The following is a 22,140-nucleotide window of genomic DNA, read 5'->3' as shown; positions in this document are numbered from 1 at the left end:
GTCGAGTCGTAGCACCTAAATCCAAGGACACCTGTTTGCTGAAACGGTACGCGACACTTCTGACCGCGATGATCCTGCTGTGGCCGGCGGTCCTCGCGTCCGGGACAGAAAGCCAGGCGAACTCATCGGAGGCCAAGCGTGCGCCGGCAACACAGTCCGTGGCCGGCGCCTACGAGGGCAAAATCGTGCAATCGATCGAGATTCCCGGAGTAGCGGAGCCGGATCGAGAACACATCCTGAAACTAGTGCCGCAGAAAGCTGGAGCGCCGCTGGATCGAGGGCACATCCGCGACAGCATTCGGGTGCTCTACGGTACTGGCCGATTCGCCGACATCCAAGCGGAAATCGCGCCGTCTGGGAATGGCGTCAGATTAACTTTCGCCACCTCGCCGAACTTTTTTATTGGGGCGGTCAACGTGGAAGGCGCTCCCACGCGACCGACGCCAAACCAGATTGTCAACGCTTCGAAGCTGCAACTTGGCGAACTTTATACCCAGGAGAAACTGGATCGCGCGCTCGAAAACATCCGCCAACTCATGCAGGAGGGCGGCTACTACCGGGCGCGAGTTACCGCCGAGAGCATCTCGGCGGCCCCCACACAGCAGGTGGACGTGCTATTCCACATTACGCGGGGTGAGCAGGCGCATGTTGGTGACGTGAAAGTGACAGGCTCGTCGGGTTTGTCATCGGCGGATATTCAAAATATCGCGCACTTCAGTCGTGGAGACCAAATCACATTGGCCCGCGTGACCGGCTCCCTGCAACGACTGCGCAAGAGATTTCAGAAGCAGAAACGTGCATTGGCGCAGGTTTCGATTGCCCAGCAGTTGTATCACCCCGCGAGCAATGCGGTGGACTTTACCTTTCAGATCGATCCCGGGCCGGTGGTCGTAATTTTTGCCCTCGGCTATCCCGTCAGCAAAAGCACCCTGAAGCGGCAGATCCCCGTCTATGAAGAGAACGCCGTGGACGATGACCTGCTGAACGAGGGCAAGCGGAATTTGCTGGACTACCTTCAGACGCGCGGCCACTTCGACGCCAAAGTCGAAATTAAGAAAGTAAGCGATGCGAAGACCTTGAAGGTGATTTACCAGATCGACCCCGGTCCGGTGCACAAACTGGTACTGGTGGAGATCAAAGGCAATAAGGATTTCATGGATTCGGCAAAGCTGCGTTCGTATTTGCAGATTCAGGCGGCGACCCGCCTCGACAATCACGGGCGGTATAGCGAAACTTTGCTGAAGAACGACGTCGCCACGCTGGAAGGCCTTTATCGGTCAAGCGGATTCCGACAGGTCAAGATCGAAACCAAAGTGGAAGACGAGTATCACGGGCCCAACCGGCTGGCCGTTCACATTCAAATTGATGAAGGAGTTCGCACCCGGGTCGGCGAGGTGCATGTGCTGGGTACGGACAAGGTCGCCCCCAGCGCGCTGCCTGAATTGAGTACGCAGGCGGGGCAGCCTTATTCGGAGCAGGATCTGGCGAACGACCGGGAGAGAATCCTCACCTACTACTTCGATCACGGGTTTCCCAATGCCTCGCTGGAGGTCACGACCAAGCCCTCGGAGCAAGAGGCCAATCGCGAAGACGTTACCTATACCATCCAGGAGGGCGAGCGCTTCACGGTGAATAAGGTGATGGTGGCGGGAACCGAACACACCCGCGACTATGTGGTGCAGCGCGAATTGCAGGTAAAACCGAGAGATCCGCTTAGCCAGCAGGATCTGCTCAACACCCAGACCCGGCTCTACGATCTGGGCATTTTCAGCCAGGTGGACACAGCGGTGCAGAATCCGGAGGGTACCGATCCGGAGAAAAATGTTCTGGTCCAGTTACAGGAAGCCCAGCGGTACACGTTCACCTATGGCGCTGGTTTGGAGTTCCAGACCGGCCAGCGCGCGGGCACGGGCGGCGTGAGTCCTAGAGTTGAATTTGACGTGACGCGTCTGAACCTCGGCGGGCGAGACCAGACTCTGACCTTCCAGTCCCATGTGGGCCGACTGCAACAGCGCGGGCTGATCAGCTACGCCGTTCCGAAGCTGTTGGACAACGACAAGTTCAAGCTGACTTACACAATTTTCTACGACAATAGCCTGGACGTGGCCACGTTCACGTCGGAGCGCCTCGAGGGGAAGATCGACTTGCGGCAACAGTTTGGCAACTCCGGGGTCGAGCCTGGGACTCGCCCCGGACCCAACTCGCTGACCTATCGAATGGACTTCCGGCTAGTCAAGGCCTACCACTTTGCCGACGGATTCTCCGCTGGTGAAATTTCGATTCTCTCCCTCCCGGCGCGCGTGGGTGGCCCGGGATTCACGTTTATTCACGACAGGCGGGATAATCCACTGGAAAGCACCAAAGGAGACTATTTCACGCTCGATGCTTTTGTTTCATCCAGCTACTTCGCCTCGGAAGCCGATTTTGGCCGCGCACTGGCCCAGCACTCCACGTACTACGTTCTGGGAAAGGGCAAGCCCGGACATCAGTTTGTGTTTGCCCGTTCCACCAGCCTCGGCCTGCAGCAGCCATTTCACGGAACCGTCGTCCGGCCGCCGGGGGCGTGTCCCACAAATCCCAACACCAACGAATCCGTGTGCGAGGGGATTTCGCTGATTCCGTTGCCTGAGCAATTCTTTGCCGGTGGCGGCAACTCGCATCGCGGATTCGGGTTAAATCAGGCAGGACCTCGCGATCCAAATTCCGGCTTCCCGGTTGGGGGTACGGCGCAGTTCGTCAACAACATGGAGCTCCGTCTTCCTCCCGTCTCGCTGCCTTTGCTGGGGGAAGGATTCGGATTCGCCATCTTTCACGATATGGGGAACGTTTTTACAGCGCCGCACGACATGTTGAAAGGATTGCTGCGCTGGCACCAGCCCGATCCCAATCTATGCCTGCCCAGTAGTACAACGGACACTCAGTGCATTACCCAATTCGATAATTCAGGATATGATTACACTTCACACGCCGTAGGGTTGGGAGTACGCTACAAGACACCGATCGGTCCCTTGCGTTTTGATTTCGGGTACAGTCTGAATCCGACCCGTTATTTCCAGGCGTTCACGACCACGCCGAGCACCGGGCCTCCGGTAACCACAATCGCGTCGCAGCACCTGCGGCACTTCAACGTATTTTTCAGCATAGGCCAGCCATTCTGATGAATAGAGCACGTAGAAGGAAATCGAAGACGATTGGCTTGGTCGCGTTCGGGTGCGCGCTCAGCTGGTGCGTGCTCAGTTTGTGCGCGGCAGATGGGCGCGCCGGCGTCTTCGCTGTCCCGGCGGTTCAGGCCGGCGAAGTCGAAGTCATTGACCGCATCGTTGCCACCGTGAACGGACACATTATTCTGCAAAGCGATTGGGACGAAGCGCTGTGCTACGAGGCGCTGCTCAATGGGCGCACGCTCGACCAGTTCACTGACGACGACCGGCGTGGCGTCCTGGATCGCCTGATCGATCAGGAATTGCTGGCTGAACAGATGAAGTCGGCCTACTTCCAGCATGCTACGGGAGCAGAAGCGGCGGCGCGTCTTGCCGAAGCCCGAAAGCAATATCCGGAAGCGGCGACAGAAGAAGGCTGGCAGTCGGTGTTAGCGCGGTTTCGGCTGGCCGAGCAGGACCTGGTGGCGCATGTGCAGCAGCAGATCGATCTCATGCGGTTAGTGGACGCCCACCTTCGACCCGCCGTGCAGATTGATTCCAAAAGTATCGAAGCCTATTATCGGGAGAAATTTGTGCCGCAATTAAAGCAATCCGGCGCGAGCGACGTTCCGTTGGCCGACGTCTCGGCGAAGATCCGGGAGTTGCTGACCCAGGAGAAAGTAAACGAAATGATGGTTTCCTGGCTACACTCATTGCGATCGGAGAGTAAAGTCAGCGTCCCGGGCGCGTCGGAGCCCCAGGATGGGGTGCAGACGAGGTGAATGAGCCTGCCGCCAGGCCGCGTCGCTGGTGGAAATATCTCCTGATCGCCGCCGTCGTGGGCGTCATCGGAGTCCTGGCCCTTCTGTGGTACGTCACGACTGATTCCTTTCAGTCCTATGTGCGCCGACGCATGGTTTCCGAAGTGGAGCGCATTACAGGAGGCCGCGCCGAGATCGGTAGCTTCCACGTTGTCCCGTTCCGGCTGCGAGTCGAAGTCCGCAACATCACGGTTCATGGAACGGAGCCTCCAACGGATGTTCCGCTCGCTCATGCCGATCGCTTGCTGGCGCAGGTAAAGGTGATTTCGTTTCTGCGCACCGAGTTCGGTTTCTACTCGGTCGTTCTCGATCACCCAATAGTTCACGTTGCCATTGCTCCGGACGGCACAACGAATATCCCCGGACGCAAAGTGTCGCGCGATACTTCCCATCCGACTTTGCAGGACACTTCCCAGGACACTTCAAAGAAAACTCCCGTTGAGCAGTTGTTCGCGCTGTCGATTGATCATCTCACCCTGCGCAACGGCGAATTGCTCTGGGCCGATCGGAAGGTTCCCTTGGATTTCTCGGTCCATGACGCTGCCTCAGAGATGGACTATTCCTTCCTGCGCAGTCGCTACGAGAGCCATCTCTCGATTGGCAAGGTGGACAGCACGTTCCAGGATTTCCGCCCCTTTGCCTGGAGCACGACCATGGACTTCAGCCTGGGTCCGACCTTTGTTGACATCAAATCATTGAAGTGGAACTCCGCGCGCTCCTCGGTGCAAGCCAGCGGACGCATCAGCGATTTCCGTGAGCCTCACGTCGACATAAGCTACGATGTTTGCCTCGACCTGGCGGAAGCATCCGCCATTGCCCGCCGCCACGATCTGCGTGAAGGCGTCGCCGAGTTCAGGGGCAGCGGTCGCTGGGCATTCAACGAACGGACCGCGAATACAACGAATGAGTTCACGACCTCAGGAGCGGTGAGGCTGCGCGACCTAAGTTTTCAGGACAATCAGATTGCGCTCGAGAAGGCCGGCGTCACTGCGGACTATTCCGTCACCGATGCTCAGATCAAGTTATCGAAATTGCAGGGCAAGATATTCGCGGGAAGTTTCGCGGGTGACGCGCAGGTAGACAACTGGCTGCACAGCATACTGCCGCCCACAGTCTACAAGGCTAAGAAAGGCGGCGAAAATTTCCCGGTGATTTCGGCTGCTCGGCCGGCTGTAAAGAAGGGCGAGAAGGCGAAACTGCCGGGCGTGCAGATCGGCGCGGTGCGGCTTCGCCTGCGCGACGTTTCCGCTGGAGAGCTGAAGCTGGCGTTGGATGAGCCTCGGCATAAACTCAATCATTTTCACCCGGCAGGATTGGCCTCGGGAACCGTGGACGTTTCCTGGAAGGGATCGTATAGGGATGCTGAGGTCGGTCTTGCGCTCGAAGTGAGTCCGCCGCTGCATCCATCTGCCGGCGAACTACCTGTAACCGCGCACATTCAGGGAAAATATCGAGCCGGAAACGATTCCCTTGAACTGGCGCAGTTCATTCTGACCACGCCCGCATCGCGAGTTCAAGCATCCGGAATACTCGCCCAACCTTCCACCCTGCACATTTCCGCTTCGACCACCAACCTGGAAGAATGGCGGCCGGTAGTGACGGCGCTGGGAGGGCCAGCCAATCTGCCCTTCCGCGTGGATGGCAATGCCACGTTCAACGGCGTCGCTGGAGGCACGTTCTCAGCGCAGACTCTGGCCGGAACCCTGGTCGCGCACGATTTCGAATTCACCGTCCCTGCGACCGCGCGCACGCCGGAGCAGGTGGTGCATTGGGATTCTCTTTCCGTCGATATTCAATTCTCCTCACACGACCTTTCACTGCGGGAAGGGAGTCTGCGCCGTGGGGACACCAGCGCATATTTCGATGTCAACGCCCTTCTGCAAAATGGCGAATTCACCGCGAACACTCCCTTGCGGGCGCACGTGACCCTTCAGCATGTGGATGTTGCCTCCACCGCGGCTTTTGCCGGATTCGAATACCCGGTTACGGGCACCGCCGATGCTTCTCTGCAGATCGCGGGAACACGGGCGCATCCTCAGGCGCAAGGATACATCCACGCCGCCAATGCCAGCATCTACGGAGAATCCATCGAAAAGTTCGACGCCGATGTTCGAATTTCCGGCGGCGAGAACTCTCTCAACAATGTTCTCCTCACCTACCAGGGGGTTCAGATTTCCGGCAGCGCTGCCTATTCGCCGGCAACGCAGGGTTTCCGGTTTGACCTGGGTGGAAAGAATTTCGAGCTCGCGCGAATTCGCCAGATCCGTCTCGACCGCCTGCCCGTGGAGGGCCATGCTGACTTCACTCTCCAGGGGTCGGGAACACTCGAGAACCCCGAGATCAGCGCCGCCGTCCATTTGCGCGGTCTGGCGCTCGATCACGAACTTCAGGGTGGGCTGGATTTCGAAGCCGTGACCAAGGGCGCCGAAATGCGATTGACTGGGCGCTCGGAATTTTCCAAGGGCTCGCTCGCGCTGGATGGTACGGTCGCAATGCGTGGAGATTATCCCGCGAACATTTCGGTACGCACCGATCATGTCGATCTGGATGCGCTCTGGCGAGCCTACCTGGGCGGCCAACTTACGGGCCACTCGGCCGTTGCCGGCACCATCACCATGACCGGTCCGCTGCGTTATCCCCAGCGCTGGAAGCTAGAGGGCAATGCGAGTGATGTGGCCTTGGATGTGGAGCACGCCAAACTGCATAATCAGGGGCCTATACGATTCACGTATGCCAACCAGACCGCACACATCGAAACGGCGCACTTTGTAGGGGAGGGAACCGACGTGGTGGGGCACGGCTCCATCCACTTTGCCGGAGCACGGGAACTCGATCTGGCGGCCGACGGACAATTTGACCTTAAGCCTTTGAGCAGTCTTGTTCCCGATCTCACCACCTCCGGGCTTACTGAGGTCCACATGACGGTAGGGGGGACGCTCAGCGAACCGTTGCCGCAAGGCCGCGTGGACATCAAGAATGGCAGCGCCAACTATGCCGGCTTGCCCAGCGGCCTGAGCGAGATGAATGGCTCGCTCACCTTCACCCGCGAAACCGTGCATATCGACCAACTGACGGCGCGCACCGGCGGCGGCACGCTCGACCTGAAGGGCGACGCTAACACCTACAACGGGCAGCTCAATTTCAACCTCTCGGCAATCGGGCGAGAAGTGAGGCTTCGCTATCCGCCAGGGGTGAGTTCCACGGCGACCGCGGAATTGCACTGGGTTGGGAACCGCTCGTCGTCTACGGTTTCCGGGGACGTGCTGGTCACCAAGCTGGCAGTGACGCCTGGCTTTGATTTTGGCTCATATCTTGAACGCAGCCGTCAGGCGGTGGCGATTGCTCCAGCCAATTCACCGCTGTACAACGTCAAGTTGGACGTTGCCGTCCGGACGGCGCCTGAGTTACAAATGAAGACCGCCGTTGCGCGACTTTCGGGCGACGCCGATCTTCGGCTGCGTGGGTCAGTGGCGCGTCCCAGCGTGCTCGGCCGGGCCGACATTCTGGAAGGCGATGCCACGTTCAACGGCATCAAATTCCGGCTGGAGCGGGGCGATATCACGTTTGCGAATCCCGTGGCGATCGAGCCCCAGCTCAATCTGCAAGCAACGACGCACGTGCGCAACTACGATCTTGACGTTACCGTCACGGGAACGCCGGATCGCTTGAACGTGAACTACCGTTCCGAACCGCCGCTGCCCAAGTCGGACATCATCGCGCTGCTGGCGCTGGGGCGCACGAGCGAAGAGTCTCAGCAGTTGCAGCAGGAGTCGGGAGGAGGCATGTTCACCGACGAGGCCACCAATTTGATCATCAATCAGGCCATCAACTCGACGATGAGCAGCCGCATGCAGAAGCTCTTCGGAGTGAGCCGGATCAAGATTGATCCGCAGGGCCTGACCACGGAAACCAATCCCACCGCCCGCGGCCCGCAGGTCACCATTGAACAACAGTTCGCCAATAACGTTACCCTCACCTACAGCACGAACGTTTCCCAGAGTACAGAGCAGATTATTCAGGGTGAATACTATGTAAATCGCAATGTTTCGATCGTGGGCACGCGCGATCAAAACGGTGTGGTCAGCTTCGATGTGCGCGTGCGGCAGCGAAAGAAATAACGTGCTTTTGCCTTCCGTCCCCATCCGGGATTGCGTCTCTGCGAACGCTTTTAGTTCGTGACTCCAAAGGAAACGTTACTGGTGAGAGTTCCGGTCGGAGTGACCACTTGAATTTCGCCCGTGCTGGCGCCCGATGGGACCGTTGCCGTGATTTCGGTATTTGATACCACCGTGAAAATAGCCGCGGTGCCGTTGAAGGTGACGCTGCTGGAGCCGGTGAGATTGTTGCCCAGGATTATGACACTGGTCCCGACGCGCGTTGAGGGGGGAATCGGCTTCACGAACGGGCTTAGGCCCTGGGACAGGCTGAAGACCGTGCCGCAACCGAATTCGCAGTAGCCGATGGTGCCGCCGTAAATGGTGCTGCCATAGAAGTTTCCGTCCGTGCCTTGCAGCAACTGGGCTGAAATGTAGCCGTCATCCAAGTAACCGCGGAAGTTGTGAACGGTCCTGAGCGCGCCATCAGAGGTGATAGAGAAGAGCGTGCCGCAACCGGCAGGAGCACAGCCGACGTTGGTGTGCGTCCCGCCGTACATAGTAGCGCCGTAGAATTTCCCGTCGCTTGCCAGGATCAGCTGGGCTGTGGGATTCTCGCCAGCCTTCGGGCCGGGGAGGGCGAGGATCGTGGTTAGCCTGCCGCCTGGGGTGATTTTAAAGACTGTGCCACAACCGGGTCCGGAGTGGTTCAGTCGGCGTTCACAGTATTCGGTTCCCCCATCTTCCGTGGTTCCGTACAAGTTGCCGTCGTTGCCTTGGGCAAGACCTCCCCAGGGATCGAAGCCATCCTTGCAAACACCACCTTGAGAGCAGAAGGTGTGGAGAATCGTGAACGTATCCGATGGAGTGATGCTAAAGACAGTGCCGTACGATGTGTAGCCGCCGTCGCCACTCGTGACGCCGTAGAAGTTTCCGTTTGCGCCCTGCACCAGCGCGCCACGGGGGTAGATGCCGTCGGGGCAGTTGGTTTGCGAGCAGAAAGTGTGAAGCGTCGTGTAAGTGCCTGACGGAGTAATGCGGAAGATCGTCCCTGCGCCGTTGAGTCCTCCGAACGAATTCAGTCCGTAGTAATTTCCGTCTGTGCCTTGGAGCAGTGCTCCCCCGGAGTAGTATCCGTCGGCGCAATTGGCCTGCGAGCAGAAGTTGTAGAGCGTGGTCAGAGTGCCGTCGCCGGTCAGGCTGAAGATCGTGCCGTTGCCATTGGCGCCGCCGTCGGTGGTGGTCCCGTAGAACCTGCCATCGCTGCCCAAGACCAGGGCTGGCCAGGGATGGTATCCATCGGCGCAATTGGCTTGGCCGCAAAAGCTGTAGAAGGTGGTTAAGTCGCCGTCGGCCGTGATGTTGTAGACCGAACCTGCGCCGAAGTCGCCGCCGTAGTAGGCTGTGCCGTAGTAGTTCCCGTCCGTGCCCTGAATCAGGCCCGAGGAGGAATAGTAGCCGTCAGTGCAGTTGGTGACGGTGCAGAAATTGTGTAGGGTACTGAAAGCCTGTGCAGCGGCTGGCGTTGCGCTGATTGCCAGAATCAGAATAGCTACAGCCACTAGACTATAGACGTACGCGGCGCTTCGGCGTGTCATTGAGATGCCCTCTGGAATGGAAGTGGAAAACGTGAAGGGCCCGCAGCCCAGAGGTTCAGGCTGGCCTTTGGGGGACAGGCGGAAAAAGTATACACGGAGTTCGGCCGGCTTACGTAAAGAGTTTTCAAGCTAATGACTTTCTCCAGCGACACTTCTTCCTTCGCGGCCTCGCGCCAACAGATGGTCGACTCTCAACTGCGGGCGCGCGGTGTGAGCGACCAGCGGGTGCTCGATGCCATGTCGCGTGTGCCGCGCCACGAGTTCGCTCCAGAGCACTATCGCAACCAAGCGCATGAAGATCATCCTTTACCCATTGGCGAGGGGCAGACCATCTCCCAGCCGTACATCGTCGCGACCATGCTGGAAGCTTTGGCTCTCTCTCCTGCCGACCGGGTTCTTGAGATCGGCACCGGATCGGGCTACGTGACAGCATTGCTCGCAGAACTTACGGCACAAGTTTTTTCGGTGGAGCGCCACGCGGTGTTGGCGGATGCGGCAAGAGAACTGCTCGCCCGCATGGGCTACGCCAACGTGAAAGTAATAATCGGCGACGGCAGCCAGGGATACGCGGAGGCTGCGCCCTACAACGCCATCATCGTTTCTGCCGCTGCTAAGGAAGTCCCGCCGGCCCTGGTCGCGCAACTCGCAGAAGGCGCCCGCATGATCATCCCCGTAGGGACGTCGGATTCGCAGCAGCTACAGTTAGTCCGCTTGGAAAACGGCGTGCCGCGAATCACACTGCGCGATTTGTGCCGCTTTGTGCCACTGGTCTCGGAAGGGTCTTAGGTCTTTGTCGGGTCGTCGGTCGTCGGTCCTCGGCCTTTCGGGACAGTTGGTGGCCGTCAGCGACATTCCGAACGTGATTCATGAAGCCTTGGTTCTAAGCCGACGACCGAAGACCGACGACGACCGAAGACCAAAGACCTGATTTAGAATCAACTGGTGCCGGTCCTGCACAACCTGCGCGTTACGCTGGAGATGATCAAATGGGAGCACTCCGTGTTTGCGCTTCCGTTTGCGCTATGCGGGGCCGTGCTCGCCGCCGGAGGATTTCCTTCCGCGCACCAACTGCTGTGGATTGTCGTCGCGATGGTCGCGGCGCGCTCCGCGGCGATGGCATTCAACCGCTGGGCCGATGCCGCCATCGACGCTGCCAACCCGCGCACCAGTACGCGCGCTTTGCCGGCCGGACATCTTACCTCTACATTTGTCATCACCTTCGTAGTTGTTGCCAGCGCCATATTTGTTCTGGCTGCGTCGCAGCTGAATCGGCTAACATTGTTGCTGTCCCCAGTTGCTCTGGCCGTGCTGCTGCTTTATTCCTACACCAAGCGAATGACGCGGTGGTCGCATCTGGTATTGGGATTCGCACTTGGGATCGCTCCTGCGGCAGCATGGATCGCTGTACGGGGTTCGCTCGATCCGGGCATCTTGCTGCTGACGGCTGCCGTAACTTTCTGGGTCGCAGGTTTCGATGTGCTCTATGCCTGCCAGGATTTTGAGTTCGATCGCCGGGCGGGACTGCACTCCATTCCGCGATATCTTGGTATTTCGTCTTCGCTGTGGATCGCCCGCGGTTTTCACCTGGTAATGATCGGCCTGCTCGTGGCGCTGCTGATCGTGTTTGGAATGGGAAAGTTGGCGGCCTGTGGAGTGCTGGCAGTAATTCTCCTCCTCCTCTACGAGCACTCCTTGGTTCGGCCCAATGACTTGTCGAAACTCAATGCCGCATTCTTCACCATGAACGGCGTGATCTCGGTTTTGTTCTTTGTGTTCGTCGCGGCCGATGTGCTGCTGCGGAGGTAGGTGGGCGGCTCCCGCGCCCGGTGCTCTTACATCGTTCCGCATCCCGTGGCATAATCTTTGCGCCCTTTTGGAGGACTCCATGCTTAAAAACGGTTTCGTGATCGGAAATATTGTATTGCGCGCAGCCGCCGTCTTTTGTCTGCTTGCTGCCTTTAGCATTGCCCAACAGCCTGCCGAAAAGCAGCCGCTCGCCCCTGGCAGTCCGCAGGATCTGGTGCAGCAGGGCGATAAACTGGAGCGCGAGGGCAAGCTTGATGACGCTCTCGCTCTCTACGGCCGCGCGCTCGACAAGTCGCCGGACCTCTACGAAGCACACCTATCCTCGGGTATAGCTCTCGACCTGAAAGGAAACTACAGCGACGCGCGCGAGCACTTGGCCAAGGCCATCGAAGTTGCGCCCGCCGATTCCAAGCCGCAGGCGTTGCGTGCAATGGCCATCTCGTACGCTTTCGAGGGCGACACATTCAAGGCCGCGGGATTCGAGACGCAGGTTCTCAACGCTCGGCTGGCGAAGAATGATTCTGTGGGTGCAGCCGAGCTTTGCAACGAACTGGGCCGCATTTATCTGGAAGCAGGCGACCCCGACCACGCCGAGAAGTGGTACAAGATGGCCTACAACACCATCGCGCACAAATCCGACCTGAACGACGCGGACAAGAATCTTTGGCTGTTCCGCTGGGAAAATGCGCAGGCGCGGATTGCCGCGCGCCGAGGAAAAGCCGACGAAGCGCGGCAGCACGTCGCCGCCGCCAAGGACGCTCTCGACAAAGCCAACAACCCCGACCAGATGAGGTTCTATCCCTATCTCACGGGCTACGTCGCGTTTTACACCGGAGACTATAAGACTGCCATTGCCGAATTACAGAAAGCCGACCAGCATGATCCCGCGACGCTGGCGTTGCTGGGCGAGGCCTATGAGAAGTTGGGAGACGCCGCCCAGGCGAAGACCTATTACCAGAAAGTTCTCGAGGCATATGCTCACAATCCCGCGAACGCGTTTGCGCGGCCGCTGGCGACGAAGAAACTAAACAGCGGAGGCTAGATGCGGTGGAGGTTAGATCCGGAGCGGCCGCGACCCGGAAGGCAGATTCGGACGGATCGAAGGAACGTATTCGCGTGCCGTTGCCAGGGATTACCGTTGTAACCCGGCTGCGGTAAGCTGGGTTGCCCTATTCTCCTTTGGCACCCTAAACTCTTAAGTGCGAGCCATTTGTTTGAAGTAATATTCGATGGTGCGCTCGCGTCCGCTCGTGCGCAATAAGCCGATCCCATCGAAGAGCGACATGGTCGACCGCAAGCTTGCTCTCAAGGTGAGCCTGACCGTGCTGCTGTTTGGGATAATTCTCGCCCTTTCTCTCAATCGCGATTTTTATGAAGATTCGATGACCTCGGCCTTTCTGTCGCTGGCCTTGGCCGGCGCCCTGATTGTTTTGGGGATGATTCGGCGCTCTTGGTTCGATCTGCTGTGGGTGCTGATCGGCAGTCTGTTTCTGGCCGTGCTCGATTATCGGGTCATGGGATTCCGGCCCGCATTTATGGCTGGTTTTTCTTTCGTGGGCATGGCCGCCTTGGCGGTCTTGGGTACGCACACGATTTGGGCGGAAGGGGATGAGCGGAAACTTCTGGTCTACGGATTTCTTCCCTCGGTTCTTTTTGTCGGGTCAGAATACATGGCAAGCACCCTTCTTGATGTCACGGAGAAGCTCCATCCGAAGGCGTTCGACCTGTTCCTGTACTCGTTTGATTGCAGCTTGCGGGTGCAGTTCAGTTTCCTGATGGGGCAATTCTTCTGGACCTGGCTGTGGGTTCGATTCGTGTGCCTCGTGATCTATATCGCGCTTCCGCTGCCTTTGGCTTTGGTGTACGCGGCGCATCTGCGCTGTAAGAGGCAGAATGCGCTGGCGGTGATGCTGGCGTTTCTGGTCACGGGTCCACTAGGGGTTCTTTTCTATAACATGCTGCCAGCCTGCGGCCCGGTGCACCTCTTTGGCGCGGCGTTTCCCTTTCACCCACCATCCATTGCAGAAGCGATGGGCATGAACGTCGTCCCTGTTCTGATCAAAGGAGCGCGCAATGCCATTCCTTCACTGCATATGGCCTGGGTTCTGCTGGTGTGGTGGAACTCAAAGGGACTGGCGCGCTGGATACGGGCGATTGCGTTGGTGTTCGTAATCCTCACCGTGATGGCGACATTAGGTACGGGAGAACATTACTTCATCGATCTGGTGGTCGCGTTCCCGTTTTCTCTGATGGTGCAGGCCCTGTGCTCTTACTCACTGCCGTTCCGCGGCAGCCCGCGGCGGAGCGGATTTCTATTCGGCGCCTTTGTGACATTAATCTGGCTGGCTCTGCTGAGCTTCAGCACCAGGCTGTTCTGGATTTCGCCGGTGCTGCCGTGGGCAATGATTCTCGCCACCGTGGGCCCATCGATCTTGCTGTGGAATCGCTTGATCGAAGCCGGAACCGAAGAACTGCCAGTGCGCTCTCGGGGCGCCGCTGCCGGAGTGACGGCCTAACGCTTCTCAAGTCCGGTCGGTAGGTTCGGCCAATATTGTCATAACTCGATATGCGCAGACGTGTTGGCTTCGCGTCTCCGCACTGGATTGGTTTCTACTGATTCACCTTGAGTAGCAGCATGGTGCCGCTCTCCACCTTGACGTTGTTTTTATCCGAACTCAAGACCGACCCTTGCGTCGCATTTTGGCCGTCGCTAAGCGTCAAATTGGAAATTCCAACTACGCCCTTGGTATTGCCGGTGATTTGCGGGCGCGCGTTGCTGGATTGCTGTTGACCCTCGCTTCCGGCAGTAGGCTCGGAATTAGTAGGCGCGGCTGGAGGCTGGGTCTGCCCGGAAGTTCCCATGGAGCCGCGTCCCCCGCCCGTAGGCGACGTGGTTCCACCGGCAGCACTGGGGGCTCCGCCCTGGTCGGTCCCGGCTGCGTTAGCTCCGCCGGTGTTCGTGTTGTTGCTGGGAGGAGCAATGACGGCCTGAATCGACATCGGCAAATTCATATCGCCGGTTTTCAAAGCTGCGTGATCAAAGGCGATGGCCAATTGAGATTCTTTCTGCTCCTTGCTGCGAGCCTGCGCCTCGGTGACGTGTCCGACGACTTTCGTGTCTTTGGGCACGACCACCTCACCGCTGGTGGTTTTCAAGTCCATGGTGACCTTAGCCACAACCTCGTCGCCGGGCTTCGCCTTCTTCGCGTCGATGGTTTTCGTCAGCTGCACCGGGATCACGCTTCCCGGGGCGATGCGCGGGCTGCCCGAGGGCTGCGCTTGATTCGTGGACGACGGAGCGGCTGGTCGTGCCGCAGGCTGCTGCTGTGGTTGTTCCTCAGACGGAGGAGTGGCTTGAGTCTGCGGTGTCTGCGCGGGAGTACCAGGATCACCTGAGCTTTGTGCCAGCAAGGCTCCGCTCGCCACTGCCGCTGCCATGATTGCTGTCGCAATAGTTATTCTTTTCATCAACCGTCTCCTTGGTGGCGTCTATTGGTAGATGCAATTTTCGGGCAGGTGGTGGGCGCTAATCTGGACATCGCCAACCGTCAGGCGCTTTATAGCATCGGAATGACATGTCCCTCCGATCCATCCCTATGGCACTGCTTAGTTTGTTGCTCGCGGCTTGCGCGGCTTGTTCGCCCAATCAATCACCCGATCAACTCCGTGAAAAGACTGCCGAAGAAACCGCGAGTCTCAAGCGCGATACCAAGGCTGTGGCCGAGGGGGTTAAAGAGGGGCTAAGCAACAAGAAAGTCGTCGACCTCAATAAAGCTTCCAAAGACGATTTGACCTCGCTGCCGGGCATCACCTCGCCACGTGCGGATCGCATTCTCGCCGAGCGTCCTTACGCAAACACTCGCCAACTTGTGACACGGCACGTGCTGTCGGAAGACGAATATGGGCAGATTCAGGACCGCGTAACCGTCACCCGCTAGCCCCGTTACATTTGGTGATTGGTGAGATTAGCACAGCCGTGTCATCCTGAATGTGCGGAGGCTCCCGCATAACGGCTCCGGTGCGGAAGCCAGGTGCATCGCCCGTCGCCTTCGCAATGGCAGACCGCCTCGTCCTGCGATATCATCAAGTTGATGTCTGCCCCACGCCCATCGCACGCTTTTCAGCCCCACGCCTTCCAAACTGACGACGCGCGGCTCCGGCCGATTCACGATAAAGTTCAGGCGCGCGAACGTCTTGACGTGGACGATGCTCTTGCGCTTTATCGCACCGGCGACATTCTCGCCGTGGGCTGGATGGCCAATGCGGTGCGCGAGCGCATGCACGGCGACAAGACCTATTTCAACGTTAATCGCCATATCAATCCTACGAATGTTTGTGTGGCGGCGTGTCGGCTATGCGCCTTTGGCCGCAAGAAAGATACGCCCGGCGCTTACACCATGGCGCTGGACGAAGCTTTCGAAACCGCCGCTTCCGGCTACACCGAGGCCGTCACAGAGTTTCATATCGTCGGCGGACTACATCCCGACCTGCCGTTTCAATACTTTCTCGATCTCTGCTCCGGACTAAAGCAGCGTTTTCCTCAGGTGCATTTGAAGGCCTTTACCATGGTCGAGGTGGCATATTTGTCGAGGCGGGCGAAGTTGTCGATACGCGAGACGCTGGAACAACTGAAAGCCGCCGGAGTGGATTCGCTGCCCGGAGGCGGAGCCGAAATTTTTGCCGATCGCGTGCGCCACATAATTTGCGACCACAAAATCGACGGCAGCGAATGGCTCGAGACCGCCAAGCTAGCGCATCAGATCGGTTTAAAGTCGAATGCGACCATGCTCTACGGGCATGTCGAAAACGACGAAGACCGTGTCGATCATCTGATGAAGCTGCGCGTCTTGCAGGACGAAACCGGCGGCTTCCAGACATTTATTCCGCTGGCGTTCCATCCTGACAACACACCGTTGCAGCATTTGCCGAAAACCACCGGCATGCTCGATATCAAGCAGATCGCGGTCAGCCGCCTGGTCCTCGACAACTTCCCGCACATTAAATCGTACTGGCAGATGGTGACGGCGAAGATGGCGCAGATATCTCTGCGTTTCGGCGCCGATGACATGGACGGCACCGTGATCGAAGAAAAGATCTATCACGACGCCGGCGCGACCACGCCGCAAGGCATGCGCCGCGAAGAATTGCAGCGCCTGATCCGCGCCGCCGGCCGCGAACCCATCGAGCGCGACACGCTCTATCGGCCGGTCACGCGGACGGAGACGTCGGTTACGGTCGCTGTCTGAGGCTATGCAAGAATCTGCATCTTGACCTTCCACAATTGGGCGACCTAATATGCCGATGGCTCCGCTGCCATCTCCTGCCCGTGCTCGGTGCTGACCCTTCGTTCGAGCGTAATCTCAAAGTCTTAACCCAGCGTTAGGAAGCCCAGGCCAGACGACAATTAAGGAGCAGCGACATGAAATCTTTCCGGCTGATATGTCTATCCATCCTTTTCCCGTGCGTAACGGCCTTGGCGCAAAATCATGCCGTGCCCGTGGCGAACCAACTGGTTCCCCCGAGTGCGCGGCCGGGGCAGAGTGGCTTTACGCTTCAAGTGGAAGGATCAGGCTTTGCGACCGGCGCGGTCGTGTACTGGAATGGCTCGCCACGGACGACTCAAGTGCTCTCCGCGAACACAGTGGAAGCAACGATTAACGCGGCCGATGTGGCGAAGGCCGGCACCGCATTGGTGGCGGTATCGAATCCGGCACCGGGCGGAGGGATCTCGACCGCTGTGAGCTTTCCTATTCGTCAGAGATGGAACTCTGTCGCGATGGCGCTCGATACGGCCGTGACGAATCCTGGCATTGCAACTGTGGCTGCCGACTTCAACGGCGACGGCAAGATCGACCTCGCGACAGTAAATGGCACGGATGGCGGACTGACTATACGTCTCGGGAAGGGCGACGGCACGTTCCTGCCAGCCCGGACTTATCGTCCCGGCAATTACTTCACTGGCCTCGTTGTGGGCGACTTTAATGGCGACGGAAACCTTGATCTTGCGGTCTCGAAGCCCTTTTTGTGTGGCGGCTGCGGCGGCTATCCCAGGTACATACTGACAGTATTTCTGGGCGCCGGCGACGGTACCTTCGATAAAGTAGCGAGCCCCAAAAAGATATTCTACGGCCTGCCGCTTGCGGCGGGAGATTTCAACGGGGACGGGAAGCTCGATCTGATTGTCACCAGCACCGACTACTACGGCGACAACTGGTATCCCTCGATTGCGCTCGGCAGCGGCGATGGCACCTTTCAGAAAGGAGCTAGCCTGGTGTATATGAACCAGTTCTCCTACCCTGCGGTCGGCGACTTTAATAGCGACGGAAAACTCGACATTGCCATGCCAGATCTCGACACTTTTCAGGGCTCGCCGATCACTTCTGTCTATCTGGGCAACGGCGACGGGACTTTCGCCACTCCGGCACAGTACGCATCGGTGACCGAGAATTTCGCATTTACCGCCGCTGTGGCAGACCTGAACGGCGATGGCAAGCTGGACATTATTACCGACGGAGCTCAGGTATTGCTCAACAATGGAGACGGAACTTTCACCAACGATAACAATGTGAACATCACAACCAACTATTTCGGAGGTGTCGCAGTCGGCGATTTCAACGGAGACGGCAAAATCGACTTTGCCATTGGAGGCAATTACACCTCACCGTACAGCAGTTTAGTTTTCTTGAGCAACAACGACGGGACATTCCAGATGGATACAGTGGAGGGCGGCCGGGTGATGCAGGCAGCGGACTTCAATGGCGACGGCCAACTCGATTTGCTGACCGAAGGAGGAATTTACCTTTCGACCGCGGCCGGCGTGTCGCCAACCTATCTGAGCTTTAACGATACGACCGTGAATTCCCAGAGCCCGCCACAGACTGCGACCCTTTCGAATGTCAGCAACAAGACTATGACTATTGAGAGTGTCCAACTTACAGGGACAGGAGCGCAGGAATTCTTGATGACCAACCAATGTGGCAGTTCGCTGGCACCGGGAAAGAGCTGTCAGATTCAACTCGTCTTCGCCCCGACGGCTGCCGGGGACGTTTATCCATCGCTGAGCATCAGTGTCCCAGGCGTCCCGGCCTCGGCGGTCGCGCTGTTCGGGCCGGCGGTGCAGTGACTACGAAAAGGTTTCCAAGCTTTTTTCAGGACTGCGCGGTTACGGTCGCCGTGTAAAAGGGCCCTAAACGGCGGCCTTGCGACTTCTGGTTCGCTGCCTTCGAGTTGCGCGTCTTCCGCTCATCTTATCTCGGGAATTCTCTTGAGAATTCGCCATGGCGTGTCTGAGCAGCAAGTTCAGCCTTGTCTGATAGCCGTCACCAAAACTCTTCAGCCACTCAATGATGTCGGCGTCCAGGCGCATCGTCACCGATTTCTTCGGTGGACGGTAGAACTTACCAATTTCGGCCTTGCTCCAGTCCAAAACTTCCGGCATGTCCGAGAGATCAATGTCTTCGCCTTTCTTCGCCGTGAGGGCGGCGATGTCTCGTCTTTGTTCCCTGCTTAGTTTCCTCATACCATCCCCTTTCACGAGGCGTGGCGGCTCGGGCCGAGATGATCCTCACCGCCTCCTCGCCCTGCCTTTCAAAACTCGTATGGACGACAAAAAGCACAGCCCCTGGACCGACCGATCCCAGTGTAATCCAGCGTTCTTCGTCGACCGTCGACTCGTCGCGTTGCGTCAAAGCGTACGGACACCGAATGCAAGTTGGGCGGTCTCGAAGCGAATGTCGTGCTTTAAGAAATTCCGCTGGTTCTTGGCTTCGTCCCACTCAAAACGCATCTGCGGCCGTCCCGCAACCGAATTTATGCTAAATAAAGGCGAGCTCTATTGTCAGTTGTACATACAACACATACTCGTCGCTCCCTCTATACGCGGCTTATTCTAGTGAGCCGGCCGCTCATTGGCTAACGCACGCAACTCTTCCGGCGACGCATTCAGCAAGTTCCGCAGCACCGCGACTTCGGCCGCGATTCCCGCATGCAGAGCCGGGTCCACGTCGGGAGCAAACAACGGAGAGTGATTGGAAGGAAGCTGAGTTCCCGAGGCTTTGGCCTGCGCAAGTTTCTCCGGGTCGGCGCCGCCAAGACTGAAATAGAAGCCGGGCACGCCCTGCTCCACGAAATAGGAAAAGTCTTCCGACGGCGCGATCGGCTCGGCGGTCACCACTTTATCTTTTCCTAGCGCGGCCTCAAGAGGTGCGCGCAGGCGCTCGGCCAGAGCGGGATTGTTGTAAACCAGATCGCTTCCCTCATAGCGCTCTACTGAAGGTTCGCGCGGCGCGCCCGCGGCGGCCGCTTCTGCTTTGGCAATGCGCTCAATCGCCGCCAACACTTGCTTGCGCACATCCTGCTTGAACGTGCGTACCGTTAGACCGAGGTCGGCGTGGTCGGGAATAATATTGTTCTTGGTCCCCGCCTGGAGGTAACCGACGGTTACGACCGCCATTTCACCCGGTTTGACTTCGCGCGACACGATTGTCTGCAAGGCAAGAACCGTGCGCGCGGCGATCACAATCGGGTCGATCGCCGTGTTCGGCATCGCCCCGTGCCCGCCCTTGCCATAAATTGTGATGCGCAGCGAATCTGCATTCGTGTTGTAGATGCCGGGCGTGATCGAGGCCATGCCCGCAGGCAGCACGTTGCCGACGTGCAGCGCTACGGCCACGTCTGGTTTGGGGAAGCGTGTGAACAGACCATCGTGGATCATGGCTTCAGCGCCGCTGATCGTCTCCTCGGCCGGCTGGCCGATCAGCATTAGGGTTCCATGCCAGGTGTTCTTGCTGCGCGCCATGATTTCGGCGGTGCCGAGAATGGCTGCCATGTGCAGATCGTGCCCGCAGGCGTGCATAACTGGAACGTCGTGCCCAGCGTCGTCTTTGGTGTGCACTTTGCTGGCGTAGGGTAGCCCGGTCTTCTCTTCGACGGGAAGCGCGTCCAGTTCCGTGCGCAGCATAATGGTCGGGCCCGCGCCATTTTTCAGGATAGCGACCACACCTGTGCCGCCGACGTGCTCGGTCACGTCATATCCGGCGCTGCGTAAGCGCGCCGCCAGTTTTTCTGCCGTTCGAGTCTCGTGCGACGACAGTTCGGGATTCTCGTGTACATCAAGGTAAAGCGCGTGCGCATCGGGATAGACGCTTTCAACTTCTTTAGGCAAAGTAGTCTGCGCAACGGCAGACAAAGCCAGCAGTGCAGCGAGCATAGAATGGGTGCAGTTCACGGTGACGGATCATAGCTGCTATGGTGACCGAATCGCAAATAGATCGCCGAATGTCCGCTACCCGGAACGACTTCCGCGTTGCGCAGAATGCAATTTGCTTTCGCAGGGTGCCGGACTAGTTACTTTCGCTCGGATCGGACTCGCTGCTGTCGCTTTCCTCCGACTCGCTACTGGGAATGAACTCGTCATCGTCCGACTCGGTCTGATAATCGATATCGTTCGGATTTGCCGGAGGCGCTTGTTTCAACTTCTTCCTCGCCAGCTCATTGGCAGCGAGTTTCTGTCCGACCGTCTTCATGTAGTCGTCATTGCCGCTGCCTTTGCGCGAATAGATTAAGGGGGAGATCACCTGTTTTCGCTTGTTCTTTCCCTGGACCGACAGACTCGACGAACTCGACGGAATGGAAAAAGACGGACTAGAGAGAGAGGAATTGGATAGCGAACTGGAGGACGAACTTGAGGAAGACGAACTGGAGGAACTTGATGAGCTGAATGGGACGGACGAACTGGAGGAACTCGCGGTTGCTGCATAGCGGGAATCCTGCCCAGTCTTGATAAAACGGCTCGCATCTCGTACTTCTCCGGTCTTCTTGTTGACCTTTACCTTGGCCTCCCAATCCGACCATCCCGGATTGCCGAAATTTGCAACTTCGGTGCGCAGAAACAGCATGTCATCAGTGACGTTCTGCTCCTGATCGAAGGACCATTGCAATCGCGGAGTTGAGCGATCCACCTTATGATTGCCGTGGAGCATCGTAGCGGTCACAAAGAAGCCGGTGGGAAACGATTTACGCCGATCACTTCCGTAGTTCAGGTAGCGGACAAAACAGTCGAACATCACATAGCGCCCGCGCTTGAGCTGCTGTTCTGCGAGCTTTCTGACCTGGTCCTCCATCCGCGCCCACACGCCGGATCCTTGCCATCTTGCCCACTGCGGGACAATGTTCCTGGAGTCCTCAGGACCGCCCAGCCGAAGCCCCATGATGTGCCCTCGGTTCACGTCTTGTTTCCCGCTGAAATCTACGTCACAGATCCATTTGGGAGCGTCTCCGCGCTCCCCCGTAACGGTCGGGCAGACAATTCCGCAGACGCGAGTCGGACGCACGATCTGCCGGTCCTTGCCCCGAATCTCGTCAAACTCGATCGTTACCTGCCCAAACTCAGCCGGTCTCTTGGTGCCGTCGAACAACTCGTCAGCCAGGAACGGAGGAGGCATAGGTTTTCCCTAATTCAGTCTTCGAAAACAAACGGTCGGGATTGGAAATCAATCATGCGATGCCAACGGCAAACTCGAGCGCGATATTTTAACCCGCACGTAAGAATATTTGGCACATTCTTTGGATTCGTTACGATTCCCGAAACTGAATCAAAAAGCTGCGACCGGGTGCAGATTCCTGGATTTCCACTTTCCCACCAGGTGTACAATTCGACTTAGATAGCACTTGGTTGCGCTAC

The 22,140-nt window shown here is 58.1% G+C and carries 16 protein-coding genes; 10 read left to right on the top strand and 6 right to left on the bottom strand.

Features of this window, described 5'->3' with window-relative positions:
* Positions 1–35 precede the first annotated feature (35 nt).
* Genes VGM18_06320 through VGM18_06310 form a run of 3 tightly spaced genes read left to right on the top strand, consistent with a single transcriptional unit; the run spans position 36 to position 8,079 of the window.
* Positions 36–3,158: a POTRA domain-containing protein gene (locus tag VGM18_06320; GenBank protein HEY3972600.1), complete on the top strand. Its 3,123-nt coding sequence runs from the start codon at positions 36–38 to the stop codon at positions 3,156–3,158.
* A complete protein-coding gene (locus tag VGM18_06315) occupies positions 3,158–3,922 on the top strand; it encodes a hypothetical protein (protein ID HEY3972599.1) in 765 nt (254 codons plus the stop codon). The genes VGM18_06320 and VGM18_06315 overlap by 1 nt, the downstream gene beginning before the upstream one ends.
* Positions 3,919–8,079 (top strand): translocation/assembly module TamB domain-containing protein, encoded by a 4,161-nt coding sequence (locus tag VGM18_06310; GenBank protein ID HEY3972598.1) that lies wholly within the window; start codon positions 3,919–3,921, stop codon positions 8,077–8,079. The genes VGM18_06315 and VGM18_06310 overlap by 4 nt, the downstream gene beginning before the upstream one ends.
* A 50-nt stretch (positions 8,080–8,129) precedes the next feature.
* On the opposite strand, the gene VGM18_06305 is transcribed toward VGM18_06310, so the two are convergent.
* Positions 8,130–9,653, bottom strand: a complete 1,524-nt coding sequence (locus VGM18_06305; GenBank protein HEY3972597.1) for a choice-of-anchor tandem repeat GloVer-containing protein — start codon at positions 9,651–9,653, stop codon at positions 8,130–8,132.
* A 132-nt stretch (positions 9,654–9,785) separates the two neighbouring features.
* Here VGM18_06305 and VGM18_06300 point away from each other — a divergent pair, with 132 nt between their 5' ends.
* The 4 genes from VGM18_06300 (at position 9,786) to VGM18_06285 (ending at position 13,975) form a co-directional block, all read left to right on the top strand.
* Positions 9,786–10,439, top strand: a complete 654-nt coding sequence (locus tag VGM18_06300; protein HEY3972596.1) for a protein-L-isoaspartate(D-aspartate) O-methyltransferase — start codon at positions 9,786–9,788, stop codon at positions 10,437–10,439.
* Between the two features lie 153 nt (positions 10,440–10,592).
* Positions 10,593–11,459: a UbiA-like polyprenyltransferase gene (locus tag VGM18_06295; GenBank protein ID HEY3972595.1), complete on the top strand. Its 867-nt coding sequence runs from the start codon at positions 10,593–10,595 to the stop codon at positions 11,457–11,459.
* Between the two features lie 79 nt (positions 11,460–11,538).
* Positions 11,539–12,501, top strand: coding sequence for a tetratricopeptide repeat protein (locus VGM18_06290; protein HEY3972594.1), 963 nt, complete (start codon positions 11,539–11,541; stop codon positions 12,499–12,501).
* A 187-nt stretch (positions 12,502–12,688) separates the two neighbouring features.
* Positions 12,689–13,975 (top strand): phosphatase PAP2 family protein, encoded by a 1,287-nt coding sequence (locus VGM18_06285; GenBank protein ID HEY3972593.1) that lies wholly within the window; start codon positions 12,689–12,691, stop codon positions 13,973–13,975.
* 94 nt (positions 13,976–14,069) lie between these two features.
* On the opposite strand, the gene VGM18_06280 is transcribed toward VGM18_06285, so the two are convergent.
* Positions 14,070–14,927: a hypothetical protein gene (locus VGM18_06280; protein ID HEY3972592.1), complete on the bottom strand. Its 858-nt coding sequence runs from the start codon at positions 14,925–14,927 to the stop codon at positions 14,070–14,072.
* Positions 14,928–15,055: 128 nt separating this feature from the next.
* On the opposite strand from VGM18_06280, the gene VGM18_06275 reads away from it, so the two are divergent.
* The 3 genes from VGM18_06275 (at position 15,056) to VGM18_06265 (ending at position 18,582) form a co-directional block, all read left to right on the top strand.
* Positions 15,056–15,397 carry a helix-hairpin-helix domain-containing protein gene (locus VGM18_06275; protein HEY3972591.1) on the top strand — a complete coding sequence of 114 codons (342 nt, stop codon included), beginning with the start codon at positions 15,056–15,058 and terminating at the stop codon, positions 15,395–15,397.
* A gap of 153 nt (positions 15,398–15,550) precedes the next feature.
* On the top strand, positions 15,551–16,705 hold the full coding sequence (gene mqnE / locus VGM18_06270) for an aminofutalosine synthase MqnE (GenBank protein ID HEY3972590.1): 1,155 nt from the start codon (positions 15,551–15,553) through the stop codon (positions 16,703–16,705).
* 173 nt (positions 16,706–16,878) lie between these two features.
* Positions 16,879–18,582: an FG-GAP-like repeat-containing protein gene (locus tag VGM18_06265; protein HEY3972589.1), complete on the top strand. Its 1,704-nt coding sequence runs from the start codon at positions 16,879–16,881 to the stop codon at positions 18,580–18,582.
* A gap of 63 nt (positions 18,583–18,645) precedes the next feature.
* Here the strand turns inward: VGM18_06265 and VGM18_06260 are convergent, their stop codons facing one another.
* The 4 genes from VGM18_06260 to VGM18_06245 all read right to left on the bottom strand — a co-directional run bounded on the left by VGM18_06260 (position 18,646) and on the right by VGM18_06245 (position 21,901).
* Positions 18,646–18,978 (bottom strand): BrnA antitoxin family protein, encoded by a 333-nt coding sequence (locus VGM18_06260; protein HEY3972588.1) that lies wholly within the window; start codon positions 18,976–18,978, stop codon positions 18,646–18,648.
* Positions 18,908–19,234: a BrnT family toxin gene (locus tag VGM18_06255; GenBank protein ID HEY3972587.1), complete on the bottom strand. Its 327-nt coding sequence runs from the start codon at positions 19,232–19,234 to the stop codon at positions 18,908–18,910. The genes VGM18_06260 and VGM18_06255 overlap by 71 nt, the downstream gene beginning before the upstream one ends.
* Positions 19,235–19,347: 113 nt before the next feature.
* A complete protein-coding gene (locus VGM18_06250; GenBank protein ID HEY3972586.1) occupies positions 19,348–20,667 on the bottom strand; it encodes an amidohydrolase in 1,320 nt (439 codons plus the stop codon).
* Positions 20,668–20,800: 133 nt separating this feature from the next.
* Positions 20,801–21,901, bottom strand: a complete 1,101-nt coding sequence (locus VGM18_06245; protein HEY3972585.1) for a DNA/RNA non-specific endonuclease — start codon at positions 21,899–21,901, stop codon at positions 20,801–20,803.
* Positions 21,902–22,140: the final 239 nt, after the last annotated feature.

It is taken from the genome of Candidatus Sulfotelmatobacter sp. (assembly GCA_036500765.1).
In the GTDB taxonomy this organism is placed as follows: domain Bacteria; phylum Acidobacteriota; class Terriglobia; order Terriglobales; family Acidobacteriaceae; genus Sulfotelmatobacter.
This window is presented reverse-complemented; position numbering and strand designations above follow the sequence as displayed.

What these genes read in the sequence shown, in the direction of transcription:
- VGM18_06305 (HEY3972597.1), bottom strand. Translation starts at nt 9,653, where the DNA reads ATGACACGCCGAAGCGCCGCGTACGTCTATAGTCTAGTGGCTGTAGCT.
- VGM18_06245 (HEY3972585.1), bottom strand. Translation starts at nt 21,901, where the DNA reads ATGCCTCCTCCGTTCCTGGCTGACGAGTTGTTCGACGGCACCAAGAGA.
- VGM18_06260 (HEY3972588.1), bottom strand. Translation starts at nt 18,978, where the DNA reads ATGAGGAAACTAAGCAGGGAACAAAGACGAGACATCGCCGCCCTCACG.
- VGM18_06265 (HEY3972589.1), top strand. Translation starts at nt 16,879, where the DNA reads ATGAAATCTTTCCGGCTGATATGTCTATCCATCCTTTTCCCGTGCGTA.
- VGM18_06290 (HEY3972594.1), top strand. Translation starts at nt 11,539, where the DNA reads ATGCTTAAAAACGGTTTCGTGATCGGAAATATTGTATTGCGCGCAGCC.
- VGM18_06300 (HEY3972596.1), top strand. Translation starts at nt 9,786, where the DNA reads ATGACTTTCTCCAGCGACACTTCTTCCTTCGCGGCCTCGCGCCAACAG.
- mqnE (HEY3972590.1), top strand. Translation starts at nt 15,551, where the DNA reads ATGTCTGCCCCACGCCCATCGCACGCTTTTCAGCCCCACGCCTTCCAA.
- VGM18_06250 (HEY3972586.1), bottom strand. Translation starts at nt 20,667, where the DNA reads ATGCTCGCTGCACTGCTGGCTTTGTCTGCCGTTGCGCAGACTACTTTG.
- VGM18_06285 (HEY3972593.1), top strand. Translation starts at nt 12,689, where the DNA reads ATGGTGCGCTCGCGTCCGCTCGTGCGCAATAAGCCGATCCCATCGAAG.
- VGM18_06275 (HEY3972591.1), top strand. Translation starts at nt 15,056, where the DNA reads ATGGCACTGCTTAGTTTGTTGCTCGCGGCTTGCGCGGCTTGTTCGCCC.
- VGM18_06280 (HEY3972592.1), bottom strand. Translation starts at nt 14,927, where the DNA reads ATGAAAAGAATAACTATTGCGACAGCAATCATGGCAGCGGCAGTGGCG.
- VGM18_06315 (HEY3972599.1), top strand. Translation starts at nt 3,158, where the DNA reads ATGAATAGAGCACGTAGAAGGAAATCGAAGACGATTGGCTTGGTCGCG.